This window comes from Streptomyces botrytidirepellens, assembly GCF_003721215.1.
Taxonomy (GTDB): domain Bacteria; phylum Actinomycetota; class Actinomycetes; order Streptomycetales; family Streptomycetaceae; genus Streptomyces; species Streptomyces himastatinicus.
On sequence record NZ_RIBZ01000153.1, the window covers coordinates 20,815 to 39,989 of the forward strand.

At 70.1% G+C, this 19,175-nt stretch carries 17 protein-coding genes and 1 tRNA gene; 2 read left to right on the plus strand and 16 right to left on the minus strand.

Going from position 1 to position 19,175, the window contains the following annotated elements:
- Positions 1-102: 102 nt before the first annotated feature.
- The 13 genes from EEJ42_RS11190 to EEJ42_RS11250 all read right to left on the minus strand — a co-directional run bounded on the left by EEJ42_RS11190 (position 103) and on the right by EEJ42_RS11250 (position 14,866).
- On the minus strand, positions 103-765 hold the full coding sequence (locus EEJ42_RS11190) for an arsenate reductase/protein-tyrosine-phosphatase family protein (protein ID WP_123099801.1): 663 nt from the start codon (positions 763-765) through the stop codon (positions 103-105).
- Positions 762-1,409 (minus strand): L-threonylcarbamoyladenylate synthase, encoded by a 648-nt coding sequence (locus tag EEJ42_RS11195; protein ID WP_009715056.1) that lies wholly within the window; start codon positions 1,407-1,409, stop codon positions 762-764. The genes EEJ42_RS11190 and EEJ42_RS11195 overlap by 4 nt, the downstream gene beginning before the upstream one ends.
- Positions 1,410-1,456: 47 nt before the next feature.
- Positions 1,457-2,302 carry a peptide chain release factor N(5)-glutamine methyltransferase gene (prmC, locus tag EEJ42_RS11200; protein ID WP_123099802.1) on the minus strand — a complete coding sequence of 282 codons (846 nt, stop codon included), beginning with the start codon at positions 2,300-2,302 and terminating at the stop codon, positions 1,457-1,459.
- 41 nt (positions 2,303-2,343) lie between these two features.
- Complete coding sequence (prfA, locus tag EEJ42_RS11205; RefSeq protein ID WP_123099803.1) at positions 2,344-3,414, minus strand: peptide chain release factor 1; 1,071 nt, start codon at positions 3,412-3,414, stop codon at positions 2,344-2,346.
- 160 nt (positions 3,415-3,574) lie between these two features.
- Entirely contained in the window at positions 3,575-3,796 is a 222-nt protein-coding gene (rpmE, locus tag EEJ42_RS11210) for a 50S ribosomal protein L31 (protein WP_009715059.1), read from the minus strand.
- A 160-nt stretch (positions 3,797-3,956) separates the two neighbouring features.
- Complete coding sequence (locus EEJ42_RS11215; protein WP_123099804.1) at positions 3,957-5,078, minus strand: LCP family protein; 1,122 nt, start codon at positions 5,076-5,078, stop codon at positions 3,957-3,959.
- 316 nt (positions 5,079-5,394) lie between these two features.
- Positions 5,395-7,530: a transcription termination factor Rho gene (rho, locus tag EEJ42_RS11220; protein ID WP_123099805.1), complete on the minus strand. Its 2,136-nt coding sequence runs from the start codon at positions 7,528-7,530 to the stop codon at positions 5,395-5,397.
- A gap of 400 nt (positions 7,531-7,930) precedes the next feature.
- Complete coding sequence (thrB, locus tag EEJ42_RS11225; RefSeq protein ID WP_123099806.1) at positions 7,931-8,845, minus strand: homoserine kinase; 915 nt, start codon at positions 8,843-8,845, stop codon at positions 7,931-7,933.
- A 432-nt stretch (positions 8,846-9,277) separates the two neighbouring features.
- Complete coding sequence (gene thrC / locus EEJ42_RS11230; protein WP_123099807.1) at positions 9,278-10,354, minus strand: threonine synthase; 1,077 nt, start codon at positions 10,352-10,354, stop codon at positions 9,278-9,280.
- Positions 10,355-10,507: 153 nt separating this feature from the next.
- A complete protein-coding gene (locus EEJ42_RS11235; protein ID WP_123099808.1) occupies positions 10,508-11,800 on the minus strand; it encodes a homoserine dehydrogenase in 1,293 nt (430 codons plus the stop codon).
- A gap of 198 nt (positions 11,801-11,998) precedes the next feature.
- Complete coding sequence (lysA, locus tag EEJ42_RS11240) at positions 11,999-13,390, minus strand: diaminopimelate decarboxylase (protein ID WP_123099809.1); 1,392 nt, start codon at positions 13,388-13,390, stop codon at positions 11,999-12,001.
- A gap of 17 nt (positions 13,391-13,407) precedes the next feature.
- Entirely contained in the window at positions 13,408-14,313 is a 906-nt protein-coding gene (locus EEJ42_RS11245; protein WP_123099810.1) for an arginine--tRNA ligase, read from the minus strand.
- A gap of 121 nt (positions 14,314-14,434) precedes the next feature.
- Entirely contained in the window at positions 14,435-14,866 is a 432-nt protein-coding gene (locus EEJ42_RS11250; RefSeq protein ID WP_425472878.1) for a response regulator, read from the minus strand.
- 227 nt (positions 14,867-15,093) lie between these two features.
- On the opposite strand from EEJ42_RS11250, the gene EEJ42_RS11255 reads away from it, so the two are divergent.
- Positions 15,094-15,165, plus strand: a tRNA-Arg gene (locus tag EEJ42_RS11255).
- A gap of 174 nt (positions 15,166-15,339) precedes the next feature.
- Here EEJ42_RS11255 and EEJ42_RS51775 read toward each other — a convergent pair.
- The 3 genes from EEJ42_RS51775 to EEJ42_RS11260 all read right to left on the minus strand — a co-directional run bounded on the left by EEJ42_RS51775 (position 15,340) and on the right by EEJ42_RS11260 (position 17,939).
- Complete coding sequence (locus tag EEJ42_RS51775) at positions 15,340-15,972, minus strand: hypothetical protein (protein ID WP_221179353.1); 633 nt, start codon at positions 15,970-15,972, stop codon at positions 15,340-15,342.
- Positions 15,973-16,090: 118 nt separating this feature from the next.
- A complete protein-coding gene (locus EEJ42_RS53795; protein ID WP_281291428.1) occupies positions 16,091-16,213 on the minus strand; it encodes a hypothetical protein in 123 nt (40 codons plus the stop codon).
- 31 nt (positions 16,214-16,244) lie between these two features.
- Positions 16,245-17,939, minus strand: coding sequence for a TIGR04141 family sporadically distributed protein (locus EEJ42_RS11260; protein WP_123099834.1), 1,695 nt, complete (start codon positions 17,937-17,939; stop codon positions 16,245-16,247).
- A 288-nt stretch (positions 17,940-18,227) separates the two neighbouring features.
- Between EEJ42_RS11260 and EEJ42_RS11265 the strand changes: the two genes are divergently transcribed.
- Positions 18,228-19,103, plus strand: coding sequence for a hypothetical protein (locus tag EEJ42_RS11265; RefSeq protein WP_123099812.1), 876 nt, complete (start codon positions 18,228-18,230; stop codon positions 19,101-19,103).
- Positions 19,104-19,175 lie beyond the last annotated feature (72 nt).

Below are 19,175 nucleotides of genomic sequence, written 5' to 3' on the forward strand. Positions count from 1 at the left end.
TGCTCACCTTCGTCGGGCGTCACCCCCAATGTAGGCCCGCACCGGCGGCAGCGCGCGCCGCGGCCGGGGCCACCAGGGGTTACGCCCGGGCCGGGACCGGGGCTATGCCGGGGCCGGAACCCCCGTGAGCGCGGTGACGACCGGGTCCAGCGCCTGGTTGATCTCGTCGCCGATGGAGCGGAAGAAGGTGATGGGCGCCCCGTACGGGTCGTGCACCTCGTCCGCCTCCTCGTTCGGCGCCAGCAGCCAGCCGCGCAGCGCGGCCGCCGCCTGGACCAGGGACCGGGCGCGCTCGACCACGCCGCCCGCCTCCTCCGGATCGGGCAGCGTCGCGGGGTCTATGGCCCGCACCAGCCGGGTGAACTCCTTGAGCGTGAAGGTGCGCAGGCCCGCCGAGTGCCCCATCGAAATGACCTGGGCCCGGTGGTCCCGGGTCGCGGTCAGCACGAGGTCGGCGCGGATGACGTGCTCGTCCAGCAGCTCCCGGCCGATGAAGCCGTCCGGGTCGGCGCCGAAGTCGGTCAGGACGGTGGCGGCGTGCGCCTCCATCGGCGCGCCCTCGTGGCCCCAGGTGCCGGCGCTCTCCACGATCAGCCCGCTGGTGCGGGCGGTGCCGAGCCGGTGGGTGAGGGCATGCCGGGTCAGCCGCTCGGTGATCGGCGAGCGGCAGACGTTGCCGGTGCTGACGTGGAGGATGCGGAACGAGGTCTCGGCGTGCTTCGCCCGGTGTTCCGCTATGCCACGGCCCGTCTCAGGGGCTGTCAATTCGCCACCTCGAGGTCGGGTACGACCTCACGGAGCTGCTCGGCGGAGAGCGCGCCCGCACGCAGCAGCACCGGGACCTTGCCCGTGACGTCGACGATGGAGGAGGGCACCGCGGCCGGGGTGGGGCCGCCGTCGAGGTAGACCGAGACGGAATCGCCCAGCATGTCCTGCGCGGCGTCGCAGTCCTGCGGGGACGGGTGTCCCGTGAGGTTGGCGCTGGAGACCGCCATCGGGCCGAAGTCGTTCAGCAGCTCGATCGCGACCGGGTGCAGCGGCATCCGCACCGCCACGGTGCCCCGGGTCTCGCCCAGGTCCCAGGTCAGCGACGGCTGGTGCCGGGCGACGAGGGTGAGCGCACCGGGCCAGAAGGCGTCGACCAGCTCCCAGGCCTGCTCGGAGAAGTCGGTGACCAGGCCGTGCAGGGTGTTCGGGGAGCCGACCAGGACGGGGGTCGGCATGTTGCGGCCCCGGCCCTTGGCCTCCAGCAGATCGCCGACGGCCTCCGCGCTGAAGGCGTCCGCACCGATCCCGTAGACGGTGTCGGTGGGCAGCACGACCAGCTCGCCGCGGCGGACGGCGGACGCGGCCTCGCGCAGGCCGGTCTTGCGGTCGGTCGCGTCCCCGCAGTCGTATCGCCGTGCCATTTAACGGTCCTCCTCGTACGTGGCCAGTGTGTGGTGCGGTGCCGCGGTCACGGCATGGCCTTCCGCGCGGTGGCGAATCGGGGCCGTTTGTTCAGGTCGGGGTGGTCGGCGGCGTCCGCCCAGCCACGCTCCTCCGTGAAGATCCACGGCACCTGGCCGCCCTGGGTGTCTGCGTGCTCGATGACGACCACGCCGCCCGGCCGCAGCAGCCGGTGGGCCGTGCGCTCCAGGCCGCGGATCACATCGAGGCCGTCCTCACCGGAGAAGAGCGCGAGCTGGGGGTCGTGGTCGCGCGCCTCCGGCGCCACGTACTCCCACTCGGTCAGCGGGATGTACGGGGGGTTGCTGATGACGAGGTCCACCTGCCCGTCCAGCTCGGGCAGGGCCGTCAACGCGTCTCCTCGCTGGAGAACGACGCGGGACCCCTCGACGTTCTTGCGGGCCCACAGAAGGGCGCCCTCGTCCAGCTCCACGGCGTGCACCCGGGAGCGGGGCACCTCCTGGGCGAGGGCCAGGGCGATGGCCCCGGAGCCGGTGCACAGGTCGACGATGAGGGGTTCGACGACGTCCATGGCCCGGACCGCGTCTATCGCCCAGCCGACGACCGACTCGGTCTCCGGACGGGGGACGAAGACGCCGGGACCCACCTGGAGCTCCAGGTAGCGGAAGAAGGCGCGGCCGGTGATGTGCTGGAGTGGCTCGCGGGCCTCACGGCGGGCGACCGCCTCCCAGTAGCGGGCGTCGAAGTCGGCGTCGGGCACGCCGTGCAGCTCCCCCCGCTTGACGCCGTGCACGAAGGCGGCGAGCTCCTCCGCGTCGAAGCGCGGGGAGGGCACGCCCGCGTCGGCCAGCCGCTGGGTGGCCTGGGCCACCTCGGCGAGCAGCACATTCACTGAATTCCTCCAGCCGGTCCGTAGTTGCGAAGAGGAAGGTCCTACTGGGCCGCCGCGAGCTTCGCCGCCGCGTCGGCGTCCACACACGCCTGGATGACGGGCGCCAGCTCCCCGTCGAGCACCTGATCCAGGTTGTACGCCTTGAAACCGACCCGGTGGTCCGAAATGCGGTTCTCCGGGAAGTTGTACGTACGGATGCGCTCGGAGCGGTCGACGGTGCGGACCTGGCTGCGGCGGGCGTCCGACGCCTCCCGCTCGGCCTCCTCCTGGGCTGCGGCCAGCAGCCGCGAACGCAGGATGCGCAGCGCCTGCTCCTTGTTCTGGAGCTGGCTCTTCTCGTTCTGGCAGGAGACGACGATGCCGGTGGGCAGGTGGGTGATGCGCACCGCGGAGTCGGTGGTGTTCACCGACTGGCCGCCGGGGCCGGAGGAGCGGTAGACGTCGATCCGCAGGTCGTTGGGGCCGATCTCGACCTCGACCTCCTCGGCCTCCGGAGTGACCAGCACACCGGCCGCGGAGGTGTGGATGCGGCCCTGGGACTCGGTGGCGGGCACCCGCTGCACGCGGTGCACCCCGCCCTCGTACTTCAGCCGGGCCCACACGCCCTGGCCGGGCTCGATGGTGCCCTTGGCCTTCACGGCCACCTGGACGTCCTTGTAGCCGCCGAGGTCGGACTCGTTGGCGTCGATGATCTCGGTCTTCCAGCCGATCCGCTCGGCGTACCGCAGATACATCCGCAGCAGGTCGCCGGCGAACAGCGCGGACTCCTCGCCGCCCTCGCCCGCCTTGACCTCGAGGATGACGTCCTTGTCGTCGCTGGGGTCGCGCGGGACCAGCAGCAGCCGCAGCCGGTCGGTCAGCTCCGCGCGGCGCAGCTCCAGCTCCTTGACCTCGTCGGCGAAGTCCGGGTCGTCCTGCGCCAGCTCCTGGGCCGTCTCGATGTCGTCCCCGGCCTGCTTCCAGTCGCGGTACGTGTCGATGATCGGGGTCAGCTCGGCGTAGCGCTTGTTGAGTCGCTTCGCCTCGCGCTGGTCGGCATGGACCGCGGGGTCGGCGAGCCGCTTTTCGAGGGCGGCGTGTTCGCCGATCAGATCCTCGACCGCCTCGAACATGAGGGCTCCCTGGGTGGGTCTGCGTGGACGCGGGGAATACGGGCCGGACAGGACGGCCGACGGGCCCGACCGGCGGCCCGGCGGACGGGCTGGCTGACGCAAAACGCCGGTCCGGTCGCCCCTGCGCGGGGGCGACCGAGGACCGGCGCCGTGCGGGTCGCTACTTCTTGGACCCGGCGTTCTTGCCGAAGCGGGCCTCGAACCGCGCCACACGGCCACCGGTGTCGAGGATCTTCTGCTTGCCCGTGTAGAACGGGTGGCACTCGGAGCAGATGTCGGCACGGATGGTGCCGCCGCCCACGGTGCTACGGGTGGTGAAGGACGCGCCACAGGTGCAGCTGACCTGGGTCTCGACGTACTCCGGGTGGATGTCGCGCTTCAAGGGATTCTCCTGGTTTCTCGGGAGGGCTCCGGGTCGACGAGCGGGTTTGCACGTCGTGAACCGGGGCCGACGATCCAGTTTGCCAGCACTGGCCGCATCACCCAAAACCGGGGGTGGGGCCGGGATATTCCCGACCCCGTCCGACATCCTCCGCGCGGTCCTACTTGACCACGTTGCCGGCGTCGTTCGCGTCGCCCGCGGATCCCTTGGTGGCGGCCTTCGGGATCGGCTGGTCCGCCCGCAGCGCCTTCCAGATCAGCTTGGTCTTGGACTCCATGGGCAGCACCCGGGCCGGGTCGTTCGGGTCGTACTGGACGGGCAGCGTGGTCATCTTCATGTTGCCCGAGCCGATGCCCTGGAGGCTCTTGGCGAAGCCCGACAGCTTGTTGACCGAGGCCAGCTCGGAGTCGGTGGTGAGCGCCTTGGTGGAGGTGTTCGCCAGGTCGTACAGCTTCTTCGGGTTGCCGAAGAGGTTGACGCTCTTGATCTGGTCGAGCAGCGCCTTGACGAACGCCTGCTGGAGCTTGATCCGGCCGAGGTCACTGCCGTCGCCGACGCCGTGCCGGGTCCGTACCAGGCCGAGGGACTGCTCACCGTTGAGGGTGTGCGGGCCGGGCTCCAGGTCGAGGTGGCTCTTCGGGTCGTGGATCGGCTCGGTGGTGGTGATGTCGACGCCGCCGAGGTCGTCGATCAGCTGCTGGAAGCCGGAGAAGTCGACCTCCAGGAAGTGGTCCATGCGTATGCCGCTCATGTCCTCGACGGTCTTGATGGTGCACGCGGGGCCACCGGCCTCGTAGGCGCTGTTGAACATCGCCTCCTGGACGGCGGGGCTCTCCTTGCCGTCCTTCTCGCACGAGGGACGTTTGATGAGCGTGTCGCGCGGAATGCTGACCACGCTGGCCTTCTTGCGGCCCTTGTAGACGTGCACGATCATCGCGGTGTCGGAGCGCGAGGTGCCCTCGTCCTTGCCGTACTTGGCGTTCTTCCCGGCCCGCGAGTCGGAGCCGAGGACGAGGATGTCCATCGAGCCGTTGTCGACGTTCTTGGGGCGATCGGCGCCCAGCGCGGCGTTGACGTCGACGCCCGTGAGGTTGCCGTTGAGCTTGTAGTAGAGGTACCCGGCCCCGGCGCCGCCGAGGATCAGTACGGAGGCGACCGACCAGACGGTGATGTGCGTGGCCCTGCGGCGGGTACTGGGACGCTTGCGGCGGCGTCCGCCGGTGCCTCCGCGAGCTCGATGTCGGCCCGGGGTCACCGGCGTGCTGTGCTGGTCGTCAGCCATGTGCTCCTCAGTCCTCGTATCCCGGGTACCCCCTGCCGTCACGGTCAGGCGTGGCGTCGCGGATTCGACCTGACAGATGACAGGCCGAGCGCCAGGGTTGCATACGGAGTTCGGCTGGTTTTCATCTGGGGCGGGCCGGACGCCGTTCGCCCCCTTCGTCCGCCTTACCGCTCTCACCTGCCCTTTCGCAGGTGATAAGGGCATCGAGACCGTTCCGTGACTGTCCCTTTTGGTGTGGTTCACCTCTCAAAAAAACCGAGGCCTCCCCGCGGTGCGGGGAGGCCTCGGATGACCGAGCGTGGTGGAGTCTGTGCGACTAGTCGCCGTTGTTGCCCGGGGTGGGCGTGGTCTTGGCGATCTGCATCAGGAACTCGGCGTTCGACTTCGTCTGCTTCATCTTGTCGAGCAGCAGCTCGATCGCCTGCTGCGAGTCGAGCGCGTGCAGCACCCGGCGCAGCTTCCAGACGATGTTCAGCTCCTCCGGCGCCAGCAGGATCTCTTCCTTACGGGTGCTCGACGGGTCGACGTCGACCGCCGGGAAGATGCGCTTGTCGGCGAGCTTCCGGTCGAGCTTGAGCTCCATGTTGCCGGTGCCCTTGAACTCCTCGAAGATCACCTCGTCCATCCGCGAGCCGGTCTCGACCAGCGCGGTGGCCAGGATGGTCAGCGAGCCGCCGTCCTCGATGTTCCGCGCGGCACCGAAGAACTTCTTCGGCGGGTAGAGCGCGGTCGAGTCGACACCACCGGACAGGATGCGGCCGGAGGCGGGCGCCGCCAGGTTGTACGCACGGCCCAGACGCGTGATCGAGTCCAGCAGCACGACCACGTCGTGACCCAGCTCCACCAGCCGCTTGGCCCGCTCGATCGCCAGCTCGGCGACGGTGGTGTGGTCCTCGGCGGGACGGTCGAAGGTCGAGGAGATGACCTCGCCCTTGACCGAGCGCTGCATGTCGGTGACCTCTTCCGGCCGCTCGTCGACGAGGACGACCATCAGATGGCACTCGGGGCTGTTGCGGGTGATCGCGTTGGCGATCGCCTGCATGATCATGGTCTTACCGGTCTTCGGCGGGGCCACGATCAGACCGCGCTGGCCCTTGCCGATCGGCGCGACCAGGTCGATGATCCGGGTCGTCAGGCCGCCGGCCTCGCTCTCCAGACGCAGCCGGTCCTGCGGGTAAAGCGGCGTCAGCTTCCCGAACTCGGGCCGTCCACGGCCGGTTTCGGGCGCCATGCCGTTGACCGAGTCGAGCCGCACCAGCGCGTTGAACTTCTCGCGGCGCTCGCCCTCGCGCGGCTGACGGACCGCACCGGTGACGTGATCGCCCTTGCGCAGACCGTTCTTGCGGACCTGGGCGAGCGAGACGTACACGTCGTTCGGGCCCGGCAGGTAGCCGGAGGTCCGGATGAACGCGTAGTTGTCGAGGATGTCGAGGATGCCCGCGACCGGGATCAGGACATCGTCCTCGGAGACCTGCGGCTCGTTGCCGAAGTCGTCGCGGCCACGGCGGCCACGGCGGTCGCGGTAGCGGCCGCGGCGCCCACGGCGCCCGCCCTCGAAGTCGTCGTCCCCGTCGTCGGAGCGCTGCTGGCCCTGGCCGCGCCCGTCGCCACGCTGCTGACGGCCACCGCCGCCCTGCTGGCCGTCGTCGCCCTTGCCGCCGCGGCCCCGGTCACGCTGGCCGCCGCGCTCGCGCCGGTCGCCCTTCTGGCCGCGCTCCTGGCGGTCCTGACGGTCGCCGCCCTTGGCGCCCTTGCCCTCGGCGGTGTCCGCCGCGGCCTCGCCCTTGGCGTCGCCCTTGGCCTCGGCACGGGCCTCCGTGCGGGTCTCGACCGCGGTGGCCGTGCCGCCGGACTCGGCGGTGGCAGTGGCGGGCGCGGTCGCCCGGCGGCGACGGCGCTCACCGGCCGGCTGCTCGTCGGCGACCGGCTCCCCGGACTGACCCGGGATGTCGATCTGCTGCTGGGCGGCGGCCTTGTCCGCCTTGCCGCCCTTGGCGGCCTTGCCGGACTTCTCGGCATCCGCGGGCTGGTCGGCCTTGTCGGCCTTCCCGGCCTTGTCCTGCTTGCCGGCGTCCGCGCTGTCCTCGCCCGTACGGGCCTTGGAGGTCGCACGGCGCTTCGGCTTGGTCACCCCCTCGGCGGCGGACGGGGCGGCCTCGGAGCCCTGGGCTCCGCCGCCGGATGCGGCCTGCTTCTCCTTGATGACCTCGATCAGCTGGCTCTTGCGCATCCGCGCGGTGCCCTTGATGCCCAGGCTCGAGGCGAGCTGCTGGAGCTCCGCCAAGACCATGGCGTCAAGGCCGGTGCCCGAGCGGCGTCGCCGCGGGGCAGTGCCAGTGGCAGCACCGGTGGCAGGCGCGGAAGCGTCCGTAGCGGGCGCGGCGGCATTGCCGACACCGCTGTCGGAGGTGCCGGAGGCGTTCACGCCCATCAGATCGGTGGTGTCGCTCACGAAGGGTCCTTCCCTGGAGCGGGCGTCGGCCTGTCTGGCTCGGCGACCGGTTGTGCTGTCCGGCTGTGGTCCTTCCGTTACGGACCGGGCCGGGGCGGTGGTCCGCCGGTACGGCGGAGAGAACATTCATGGTTCCGACGCGGCAGAGTGGTTCGCTTGGATCCGCCACGCCGATTCCGGTGCGTGCACGACACTGCTCAGGCAGGCTGCTCAGGCAGTGTGGGAGGCTCCCGGAAGAAGGGTGGTCCCGGATGGGGACACTTCGCACTGCGCCTCCGAGTACATCCAAGAGGCTTCAAGTGCAGACTTGAGGTTAACACTACCGGATCCAACAAACATTCCCCCTCTCCAACCGGCAATCGAGTTGTGCGGGGCCCGGGGGACGCCCCGGGCGGCTGGGTCAGCTGAGCGGCAGGACGCTCGCCCCCCCGGCGTCGAGAGCCAGCCGGTTGGCCGCCCACCCCTCGCCCGCCAGCCGTGCGACCTTGTCGGCCGCACCGTCCTCGACCAGCGCGAGCACCGTGGGGCCCGCGCCGGAGACGACCGCGGGGACGCCGTCCGCACGCAGTCGGTGCACCAGGCTCACGCTCTCGGGCATCGCCGGAGCGCGGTATTCCTGGTGGAGCCGGTCCTCCGTCGCCGCCAGCAGCAGCTCGGGACGCCTGGTCAGGGCCTCCACGAGCAGGGCCGCCCGCCCCGCGTTGACGGCCGCGTCCACATGCGGGACGGTGCGCGGCAGCAGTCCGCGGGCGGTCTCCGTCAGCACCGGCTTCCCGGGCACGAAGACCACCGGAACGATGGAATCGGCAGGGTCCATTCTGATCGCCCGGGCGGCTCCCGCGTCCGACCAGGCGAGGGTGAAGCCGCCGAGCAGACAGGCGGCGACGTTGTCGGGGTGGCCCTCGATCTCGGTGGCCAGCTCCACCAGCGCCTCGTCGTCGAGTTTTTCGCCGCCGCCTATCGTCACGGCGCGCGCGGCGGTGATCCCGGCGCAGATGGCGGCGGAGGAGGAGCCGAGGCCGCGGCCGTGCGGAATGCGGTTGGCGCAGACCACCTCGAGGCCGCGCGGCTGCCCGCCCAGCAGGTCGAAGGCGGTACGGAGGGACCGTACGAGCAGATGGCTCTCGTCGCGCGGCAGGCTCTCGGCGCCCTCGCCCGCGATGTCGACGTGCAGACCGGAGTCGGCGACCCGGACCACCACGTCGTCGTAGAGCCCCAGGGCGAGACCGAAGGCGTCATAGCCGGGACCGAGATTGGCGCTCGAGGCGGGGACGCGCACTCGGACGGCGGCGGCGCGGAACGCTGGACCGGCCATCGCTCGATGACTCTCCTTGTGTGACGTGAGATTGCTCGAAGAGGTACGGAACACCGCGGGGGCCGTGACAGGACGGCGACGCCATGAATGCTCTGCGTCGGGGCGGATTCAGTACAGCCTATCGAAGGAAGGTTCTGTGGCGACATAGGGCGCACGGGAGGCGCACGATGCGTGTCGCACTCCCTGTCGTCGACCAGGTCCACTCTACTGGAGGGTTCCCCATGGCCTCATCGTTCCTGCGCATCTCGTCCACCACTCGAGTGGATCTTGAGACACCCGGCGGGCGGAGGCGGTGAGGAGCGGGCGTACGCCCCCTGAGGTGGGCCGGCAGGCCCGCCTGGCATGGCCCCGGCGGTTATCCGGCGTGGGCCTTCACGGCCGGGCCGGGGGCTCGACGACAGCGCCCCGGCCCGCCTCGCGCGTGCTCCCGCGTTACGCCAGCCCGAGCCGTACGGCCGCCGCGTCGGCGTCCACCGGCACGATGACCGGCTGCGGGGCGCCCGCGACCGCCCAGTCGGGGTCCTTCAGGCCGTTGCCGGTCACCGTGCACACGATGCGCTGGCCCGGGTCGACCTTGCCCTGCTCGGCCGCCTTCAGCAGCCCGGCCACGCTCGCCGCGGAGGCCGGCTCGACGAAGACGCCCTCCTGGGAGGCGAGCAGCCGGTAGGCGGCGAGGATCTGACGGTCGGTCACCTCGTCGATGAAGCCGCCCGACTCGTCCCGCGCCCGCTCGGCCTGGGACCAGGACGCCGGGTTGCCGATCCGGATCGCGGTGGCGATGGTGGCCGGCTCCTTGACCGGCTCGCCGCGCACGATGGGAGCCGAGCCCGCCGCCTGGAAGCCCCACATCCGGGGGGTGCGGGAGGCCGGGCCGTCCTCGGCCGCGTACTCCTGGTAGCCCTTCCAGTAGGCGGTGATGTTGCCCGCGTTCCCGACCGGCAGGACGTGGATGTCGGGCGCGTCGCCGAGCATGTCGACGATCTCGAAGGCCGCGGTCTTCTGCCCCTCGATACGGGCCGGGTTGACCGAATTGACCAGCGCCACCGGGTACTTCTCGGACAGGCCGCGCGCGAGCGTCAGGCAGTCGTCGAAGTTGCCGTCGACCTGGAGGATCTTCGCGCCGTGCACCAGCGCCTGGCCCATCTTGCCCAGCGCGATCTTGCCCTGCGGCACCAGCACCGCGCAGACCATCCCGGCGCGCACGGCGTACGCCGCCGCCGAGGCCGAGGTGTTTCCGGTGGAGGCGCAGATGACGGCCTTCGCCCCGGCCTCCTTGGCCGCGCTGATGGCCATCGTCATGCCGCGGTCCTTGAAGGACCCGGTGGGGTTGGCGCCCTCGACCTTGAGGTGCACCTCGCAGCCGGTGCGCTCGGAGAGCACCTGCGCGGGCACGAGGGGCGTCCCGCCCTCGCGGAGGGTGACGACGGGGCTCGTCTCGCCGACCGGGAGGCGGTCGCGGTACTCCTCGATGATGCCCCGCCATCCGTGCCACTGGCGGGTGCCGGACATGCGAGTCCCGGCGTCAGCAATTGCGTTCATGATGTCCCTTTTTCTCCGCTCGCCCTCTACTCGGCCTCTGCTCCGCCTCTGTCGGCCTGCGATCGGCCTGTCTGTCGGCCCTGCGATCGGCCTGCGATCTGCGAGGGGCCTGTTGTCGGCCCGCTATTCGCCCTCGACCCGCATGATGCTCGCGACATCACGGACGGTGTCGAGCCGGCGCAGTGTCTCGACGGTCGCCGAGAGCGCGGCATCGCTCGCGCGGTGGGTCACGACGACGAGGGACGCCTCGCCGTCCTTCCCCTGCTGCCGGACCGTATCGATCGACACGCCGTGCTCGGCGAACACTGTCGCGACCTGAGCGAGAACACCCGGTTTGTCGGCGACGTCGAGGCTGATGTGGTAGCGCGTGACCACCTGGCCCATGGGGCTCACGGGCAGTCGGCTGTACGCGGACTCGCCCGGCCCGGCGGTGCCCGACAGCTTGTTGCGGCACGCCGCGACCAGGTCCCCGAGGACGGCGGAGGCGGTCGGCGAACCGCCCGCGCCCGGTCCGTAGAACATGAGCTGACCGGCGGCGTCGGCCTCCACGAAGACCGCGTTGTACGCCTCGCGGACCGAGGCCAGCGGATGGGTCAGCGGAATCATCGCCGGGTGCACCCGCGCGGTCACCGACCGGCCGTCGGCGGCCCGCTCGCAGATCGCGAGCAGCTTGACGGTGCACCCCATGCGCTTCGCGGAGGCGATGTCGGCCGCGGTCACCTCGGTGATGCCCTCACGGTGCACATCGTCGAGGGTGACCCGGGTGTGGAAGGCGATCCCGGCCAGGATCGCGGCCTTGGCCGCGGCGTCGAAGCCCTCGACGTCGGCGGTCGGGTCGGCCTCGGCGTACCCGAGCGCGGTGGCCTCGTCCAGCGCCTCGGAATACCCGGCTCCGCTGGTGTCCATCCGGTCGAGGATGAAGTTCGTGGTGCCGTTGACGATGCCGAGGACGCGGTTGATGTTGTCACCCGCGAGCGACTCGCGCAGCGGCCGCACCAGCGGAATCGCGCCCGCGACCGCCGCCTCGTAGTACAGGTCCGCCCCGCGCTCCTGGGCGGCGGCGTGCAGCGCCGCGCCCTCCTTGGCGACCAGCGCCTTGTTGGCCGACACCACGCTCGCGCCGTGCTCGAAAGCGGTGGTGATCAGCGAGCGGGCGGGCTCGATCCCGCCGATGACCTCGACCACGACGTCGATGTCCCCGCGCTTGACCAGAGCGGTGGCGTCGGTGGTCACCAGCTCGGCCGGTACGCCGTCGCGGACCCGCCCCGGGCGCCGCACGGCGATCCCGGCCAGCTCGACCGGGGCGCCGATGCGTGCCGCGAGGTCGTCCGCGTGCGTCGTCATGATGCGCGTCACCTCTGAGCCGACGACTCCACAGCCCAGCAGCGCCACTTTCAGCGGACGCGTACGCATCATCCGACCTCGCTTCTCATCCATCTAGGTGGTGCACCAGTCTCTTGCACTGGCCGGGGTTTCCTGCCCCCGGGTCCAGTATCCGAGATTTCCTTCTCGCCGACCGATCCAGGCAATCGATCTTGCTGACCGGCCCGGCCGACCGATCTCGCTGATCTGTGGCCGGCCGATCCCGCTAGTCGATTCCGCTAGCCGATCCCGTTAGCCGACGTCGAGCCGCAGGAGATCCTCCTCCGTCTCCCGTCGGACGATTTCCCGCGCCTCACCATCCCGCACGGCGACGACCGGCGGACGCAGCGCGTGGTTGTAGTTGCTGGCCATCGAGCGGCAGTACGCGCCGGTGGCCGGGACGGCGATCAGGTCGCCGGGCGCCAGGTCGGCGGGCAGGAAGGCGTCCCGTACGACGATGTCGCCCGACTCGCAGTGCTTGCCGACCACCCGGGAGACCATCGGCTCGGCCGTGGACGAACGGGAGACCAACGCCACCGAGTACTCCGCATCGTAGAGCGCCGTACGGATGTTGTCGGACATGCCCCCATCGACACTGACGTACGTCCGCAGCCCGGGCAGTTCCTTGACCGTACCCACCTCGTACAGGGTGAATGCCGTCGGCCCGACGATCGCGCGCCCCGGCTCGACGGACAGCCGCGGCACCGAGAGCCCTGCTGCGTCACATTCCCGGTGGACGATGTCCCGCAGCGCCGTGGCAATCTCCTGCGGCTCGCTCGGGTCGTCGTCCGGCGTGTACGCGATGCCGAGACCGCCGCCGAGGTCGATCTCGGGCAGCTCGACCCCGTGCTCGTCCCGGACCTCCTTGAGCAGCCCCACGACGCGGTGGGCGGCCACCTCGAAGCCGGAGGTGTCGAAGATCTGCGACCCGATGTGCGAGTGCACGCCGATCAGCTCCAGCCCGTCGAGCTTCAGCGCCCGCCGCACCGCCTCGGCCGCCTGCCCGCCCGCGAGCGGAATGCCGAACTTCTGGTCCTCGTGCGCGGTCGCGATGAACTCGTGCGTATGCGCCTCGACGCCGACCGTGACCCGGATCTGGACCTTCTGCCGCTTGCCAAGACCCTGCGCGATGTGCGCGACGCGCACGATCTCCTGGAAGGAGTCGAGCACGATGCGCCCGACGCCCGCTTCCACGGCCCTGTGGATCTCCTTCGCAGTCTTGTTGTTCCCATGCAACGCGATCCGCTCGGCGGGCATCCCGGCGGCGAGCGCGGTGGCCAGCTCCCCCTCGGAGCAGACGTCGAGGTTCAGCCCCTCCTCGTGCAGCCAGCGCACGACGGCGCGGGACAGGAACGCCTTCCCGGCGTAGAACACGTCCGCGTCCTCCCCGAACGCCTCCCGCCAGGCCCGGCAGCGGGCGCGGAAGTCGTCCTCGTCGAGGAAGTACGCGGGCGTCCCGAACCGCTCGGCGAGCGTCGCGACATCGATCCCGCCGACGGTGACGACACCGTCGGCGTTCCGGCTGACCGTGCGGGACCAGACCCGAGCGTCGAGCTGATTGAGATCGGCGGGCGGCGCGGCGTAGTGCCCCTCGGGCAGGACATCGGCGTGACGGGGCCCGGCGGGGTGGGCGGAACGGCTCATGCTGTCTCTCTCATTGATCAAAGGCGTTTCGGGGCGCTGATGCCAAGCAGGCGGAGGCCATTCGCGAGCACGACGCGGGTGGCCTCGGCAAGGCGTTTTCGCCGCGTACCGGGAAGGAAGGCATCAGCAGTGGCAACAAGGTGACGCGCGAGCCGATCGGGCGCACGGTGCCGGGCGGCGGCCTCGACGGTACGGGGAAAGTCACCGAGCAACCCGAGCAGCGCCGAGTCGTCGACCCCCTCTGTACTGCCGACGGACCGATGGGTGACGGCATGCGCATACTGCACCCTGAAGAGCGGATTCCCCTCCCGCTGGGCCAGCAGATGCGCCGGATCAAGATCGGGCAGATCATGCGCAGCAGCCCGCAACAGCGCCCACCGAGCAGCGTCGGACCCAAGGCGAGTAAGCAGCTCACGGCCATCGACCCCGGCACTCCGCACAGAAATAACCTCCCCGCCGACTTCTACGTCGGCGGACCCCCCACACCCCTCCACAAGCCCGATGACCACATGCAGCACCAGCGCGGCCCGCACCTCGTCGGCGGGCGCGAAGCGCGCGTGCACCCCCGCGAGCCCATCCCCAAGCCCATACCCGTCCCCCTGCTCAAGCACGACCCCGAGCAGCTGGTCATGCGAGCGCGCATCAAGGGTGATGTTCAAGAACCCAGGCCCGGCGACATCAACGCCCGCGATGCCAGGCGTCTCAACAAGCCGTCGACGCAGCACCTCGGCGATCCGCGCGGCAGCACCCTCCCCACGCCCCCGAGCAAGCTGCAACGCAACATTCGTGGCGTAATCCCCGCACCCGGGCCGCGGCGGGGTCTGCACCTTCACCCGCTCCGGCACATCGACGCACAGCTCGTCGGCCTCAACGGCGCGACGCACAGTGTGCAGCACAGTGCGGGAGAGCTGGGCGGGTGTCACGGCACCAGCGTATGGGAGGAGGGGGGTACCCCCGCGAACCGGTTTCGCCCCTCGGACCACCGCACGCCCGTCTACGGAAGGTGTGAGGTCGGGAGGCCCACCGACCAACCCAAAACCTCGGCTAGCCGGTGGGCCTCACAGCCGGCTCAGCATCACCGGGCGCGGCCGCCCCAGCGGCCCCTTGACTCATCAGCCGCCCCACGAGCTTCACCAGCTCGGCGGGCTCGAAGGGTTTCGCCAGAAAGGCATCCACCCCCAGCGCCCGCCCCCGGTCCACCTCCACCTGCGTACACGCACTGATCATCGCGACCGGCAACTGCCGGGTCCGCGCATCAGCACGCAACCTGGACGCCGTCTGTAGCCCATCCAGTCTGGGCATCACGACATCGAGAGTGATCACATCGGGTGCCACCTGGTGAACGATCTCCAGGCACTCGGCACCATCGGCCGCGGTCACGACCTCGAAGCCCTCCAGCTCGAGGTTGACCCTGATCAGCTGCCGGATGACCTTGTTGTCGTCGACGACAAGGACCCGGCCGGACAAGCCAGGCACACCCTGAAGAGTAGGCGCGCCCCCGCCCCCGCGTCCGCGTTTTGCCCACTTCCACCCCGTGCGAGGGACCTTTCCCCCACTCCCCTGCGCCCCACCCTCCACATGCGGTATACCCCCCTCCGCTCCCGCCCCGCCCCTCCCTCGCCCCTCTCCCGATAAGCGTTCATGACCACCTCTGCGAGCTGGTAGTGTTCTACCCGTCGCCGCGAGACAGCAGCGACAGGCAAGCCCCCGTAGCTCAGGGGATAGAGCAACGGCCTCCGGAGCCGTGTGCGCAGGTTCGAATCCTGCCGGGGGCACCTCGCAGAAGGTGCCAGCAGACCCCGCCATCAGCCCAGACGCTGGATGCGGGGTCTTCGCATTTGTGCAGCCAGGGGCCGCCGAACGCACCCCCGTGCCAGTGATCACGTTGTAATAGCGTGTTGATCTTGAGGGCTTCCTCGCAGGTCATGACGCCCTTCGGCCACCCCGACTCAACTGCCGTCAGCCGGGTCACCCCAGTGCCACGGGACGTCAGGGGGCAGCCACGCAGATGGGGCGGCCCGGTCAAGCACCGGAGGCTCCAGACGATCGGGGAGCCGTCCTCCATCTATGACACATTCAAGGGTGAGCTGTACGTAGCGCAGGTAGTTGCGGACGTCTCGTATTTGCCGTTCACGGTGGTCTCGGCCCACCCCACGCCATCCGACGTCGTATGCAAGCTTCACCAGTGTTCGGTATCGCCGCCGGACTTCCGGCGCAGCGATGGAAAAGAGTTCTGTCTGCATCCCACGGCGCAGCGACTCCATCGCCGAGGCACATTGCTCCCGCGCGTGACCGCTCAGCCTCGGTCTGTCTGCAGCAACGTCCGGCAAGGATGGCAACCAGGCGTAGAGGTCAGCCAATCGTTCAAGCAGTTGGCGAGCAGCCTCGGACGAGCGCTCGTGATCCCTCTCTGCACGCGACAACCGAGCCTCTGCGGCCTGCTGCACCGTCGCGAGTTCGGACTGTGCAGCAATCGTCTTTGACGTCTGCCAACGCGCAACCAAAACGGTGATCGCGCCACCGACGAGCGTCCCTAACAAAGCACCGGCCGTTTGGCCTGCAAGATCAGTCCAAGCGCTCATCACCTCATCTTGGACGGATGAACGAGGCCGCTCAAGGGGCTATTATTCAGACACTTGATCACAACGAAAAGCCCTGGATCGCTCCGGGGCTCAACGTCGATCGGTCCTGCATACCGATTCACTCTTCCGGCATGTCCTGCTCCATTTCCTCCTCTCCCAGTCCTTTCATGATCCGGTTGTTCATTTCGGCTTCCTGGCCGTCGATGCACTTGGCATAGACATTGGGTGTAACTGGCTGCACCCATGGGCGGGTTAGATGTGTGTTGCCCCCGCTACGCGGCCAGGTGGCGGATTCCCGCCCGGCCCGGAGGCACCGCCGTGGCCTGGATCCCGATGACCTCGACGGCGACGCCCCAGGCCTCCATGATCTTGGCCGTCTGCACGAGGGTGACCTGGGAGAACGGGAACAGCGTGTCGGCGGTGAGGTCGATGCCGTCCTTCAGCAGGATCGCGAAGACGACCCTCGACGGCCGGAACCCCTCCGGCAGAGGCCGACCAGGCCGGGCCGCGGCCACCTTCCGGGCGAACCCGTCCCCGGCCTCCGGCGAGTGCAGCAGGGCCTGAACGGCGACCACGGCCTGACCGAACAGATGGCTCAGCGCGTCGGAGCCCTTGGCCCGCTTCACCATGACCAGGACGTCGTCCGGGCTCAGCAGGTCGCAGATCTCCACGCCGTTGCCCCGGTGCAGCGCGGTCCGGACGTTGTCACGGTCGAAGCAGACGTACCCGGGCCGCAAGTCGGGCACCGACTCGTTGTAGTCCCGCTCCTTGTCCCCGAGCACCCAGGCCGGAAGGTCGACCGAGGGCGTGCCGGTAATGAGCCGCGCCACCTGCGAACGGATCGCCTCCAGATACGCCTCACCGATCTCGTACCACTGCCCGTCCAGCAGGAAGAACCGGCGGGCACCGAGCGTCACCTCCGCCTCGATCCACCGCAGCACGCTCGACGTCCAGATGACGTCACCCTTCTCCGCCCGGGTGTGCGCGTAGAGGGTGACGGTGCCGTCCCGAAGCGCGGCGAAGCGCGTTCCCGCCCTCTGCACGCGGGCCCGGTTGAGGAGGTACTCCAGGCTGAAGTCGTCGGTGAGGCGCGCCTCCAGGCTGTGCACCTTGGTGGCGAAGGCCTGAGCGGCGCCGTAGTCGTCCCAGTGATCGGACGGGACGGCGACCGCGATACGTCCGTCCGGCACCTCGCCCAGCATGTCGTCGACCCGCCCCTCCAGCCGCGTGACGAGGTCGCCGTCCTTGACCGGGACGATGTGCTCGACGAACTCCAGCTCCGGAGCCGGGGCCTCGTCCCGAAGGACACGGGCGATGGCCCGGATGTCCGCGACCAGGTCCGGAGCGTCGACACCGAGGCGCATCCGCAGCCCGGTACCGCCGTCAACGCTGCTGATCTTCGTACGGTCGTCCTGAGCGATCGTGAGCTCGATCCCATCCAGCCGGCCGCCCAGCCGCCGCACGATCTGCGCGTGCTCCTGGACACCCAGACTCCAGACCGGAGCGCCGCCGGGCACGAGAGTGATGTCGGTCCGGCCACCGCCCGGCGTATGGGAGACCATGTCCCGGATCTGGGCGGGGTCCACCCTGCGGATCACGAAACTCAGCCCGAACCGCCGGTCCTTGACCCGGTCGGGCACCAGGCGGAAGCCCTGGTCGTAGCCGATGGCGTACACCTCGCCGTCGACCGCGAGCATCAGCAGCCCGGCCGACCGGTTCACGGGCCGCGACACCTCGCACCCGGTCGTGCGGTTGATCTCGCCGCACCAGCTCGCGACCGGCTGCTCGAAGCTGCCGGTGACCAGCAGCGCCGGAACGCCCAACCACTCCTCCGGGACGTGCAGTTCCGCGTCAACGGCCACGAGCCGGGTCGGGTCGAGGACGTCGAACATCGCGTCGACGGTGGGAGCGACACCCGTGAGCCGGTACAGGGTGCGCTTGGACGTGCCGGACGTGCTGGTGGCCATAGTGCTGCTCCATTCGAATCGAACGTGTTGTGGGCAGGGGGAAGCTCGGGAGGCCCAGGGAAGCCGGGAAGCTTTGGCGGCGGCGCGCGAGGGGCAGGTGTGCTCCTCGCTCCCGCCCCGTACCGGCCCCACGCGCACGCGGCCGACGTCCCCCGTCAGCCAGCGCGGCGTGTGCCGCCGGCGCCCTTCGGAACGGCCGGGTGCGCCGCTGCATTCGACCGTAGCAGAAAGTTTGGAACTCATTGGAACTTCTTGGCATAGGTTGGCTCCTGCGCTAAGCTGCCTCACATGGCGGCATCACTGGAGGAACTCGAGCAGCGCCTGTCCCACCTGCGCACCCAGCTGCGCGGTGCTGTGCGCGCACGGGACAAGGTCGAGGCCGCGCGCATCCGTCGCGCGCTGCGCGAGGCCGAGGCCGCATGGGAGCACTGCCTCGAGTCCGAGGCGGGGCCGGACGGCGAGGCACTCCTGACCGAGTCACCAGCCCCGCAGACGTCGGCAACCACAGGCGCACCACGCCGCAAGGAGCGCCCAACGCACGGCTCCATCCCGATCCGCGAGCAGGCCCACCAGGCGCTCACCCTGCTGGGCGCCCCTGCCTCCCCGAAGCTCATCTCGTCCACGTACGAGGCGTTCTTTACCGAAGCGCTGGTCGCCACCAAACTCGCGTCCCTCCGCCGCGACGAGGAGCGCTCCTTTACAGCACAGGGTTATGCCCGCCCGTACTACATCTGCGCAGCGCTGACCCACGACCGCCTAGTCCCCGCACGCGGCCTCCTGGCCCTGTCCACCTGGCCCGTGGAGCGGCGGATCATCGGCCCGCTCAGCCCGCGCGCCGACTTCCTCACCCACGCGGTGGGAACCGCCGAGCAGATCCAGCGACTCACCGCTACGGGGCATCCGGCCCCCGACGCGGCCTGGCGGCTGCTGCGCCGTTTCGCCCTCACAATCCCGGGCGCCCACGACGCCGCGGCCCCGGAACCCGACCCCGCGCGCGTGATCGCTGCCGCCCACGCCGAAGCGGCCGTCCACCAGCAGGAGGACGACCAGCAGCGGCAAGCGGCAGCGCAGCGCGCCCGTAGCCAACTCGCGGATGTACAGCAGCTGTTCGGCGCGGCGCCGATGCGTGACGCCCTGCGCGACGCGAGTGGAACCCTGTCCTGACGCCCCCTTCCCGACGGCGATGACGTCAGACGCCTCGCACGCCGGTGCCCTCCCGAAGACGTTCCGAAGTAG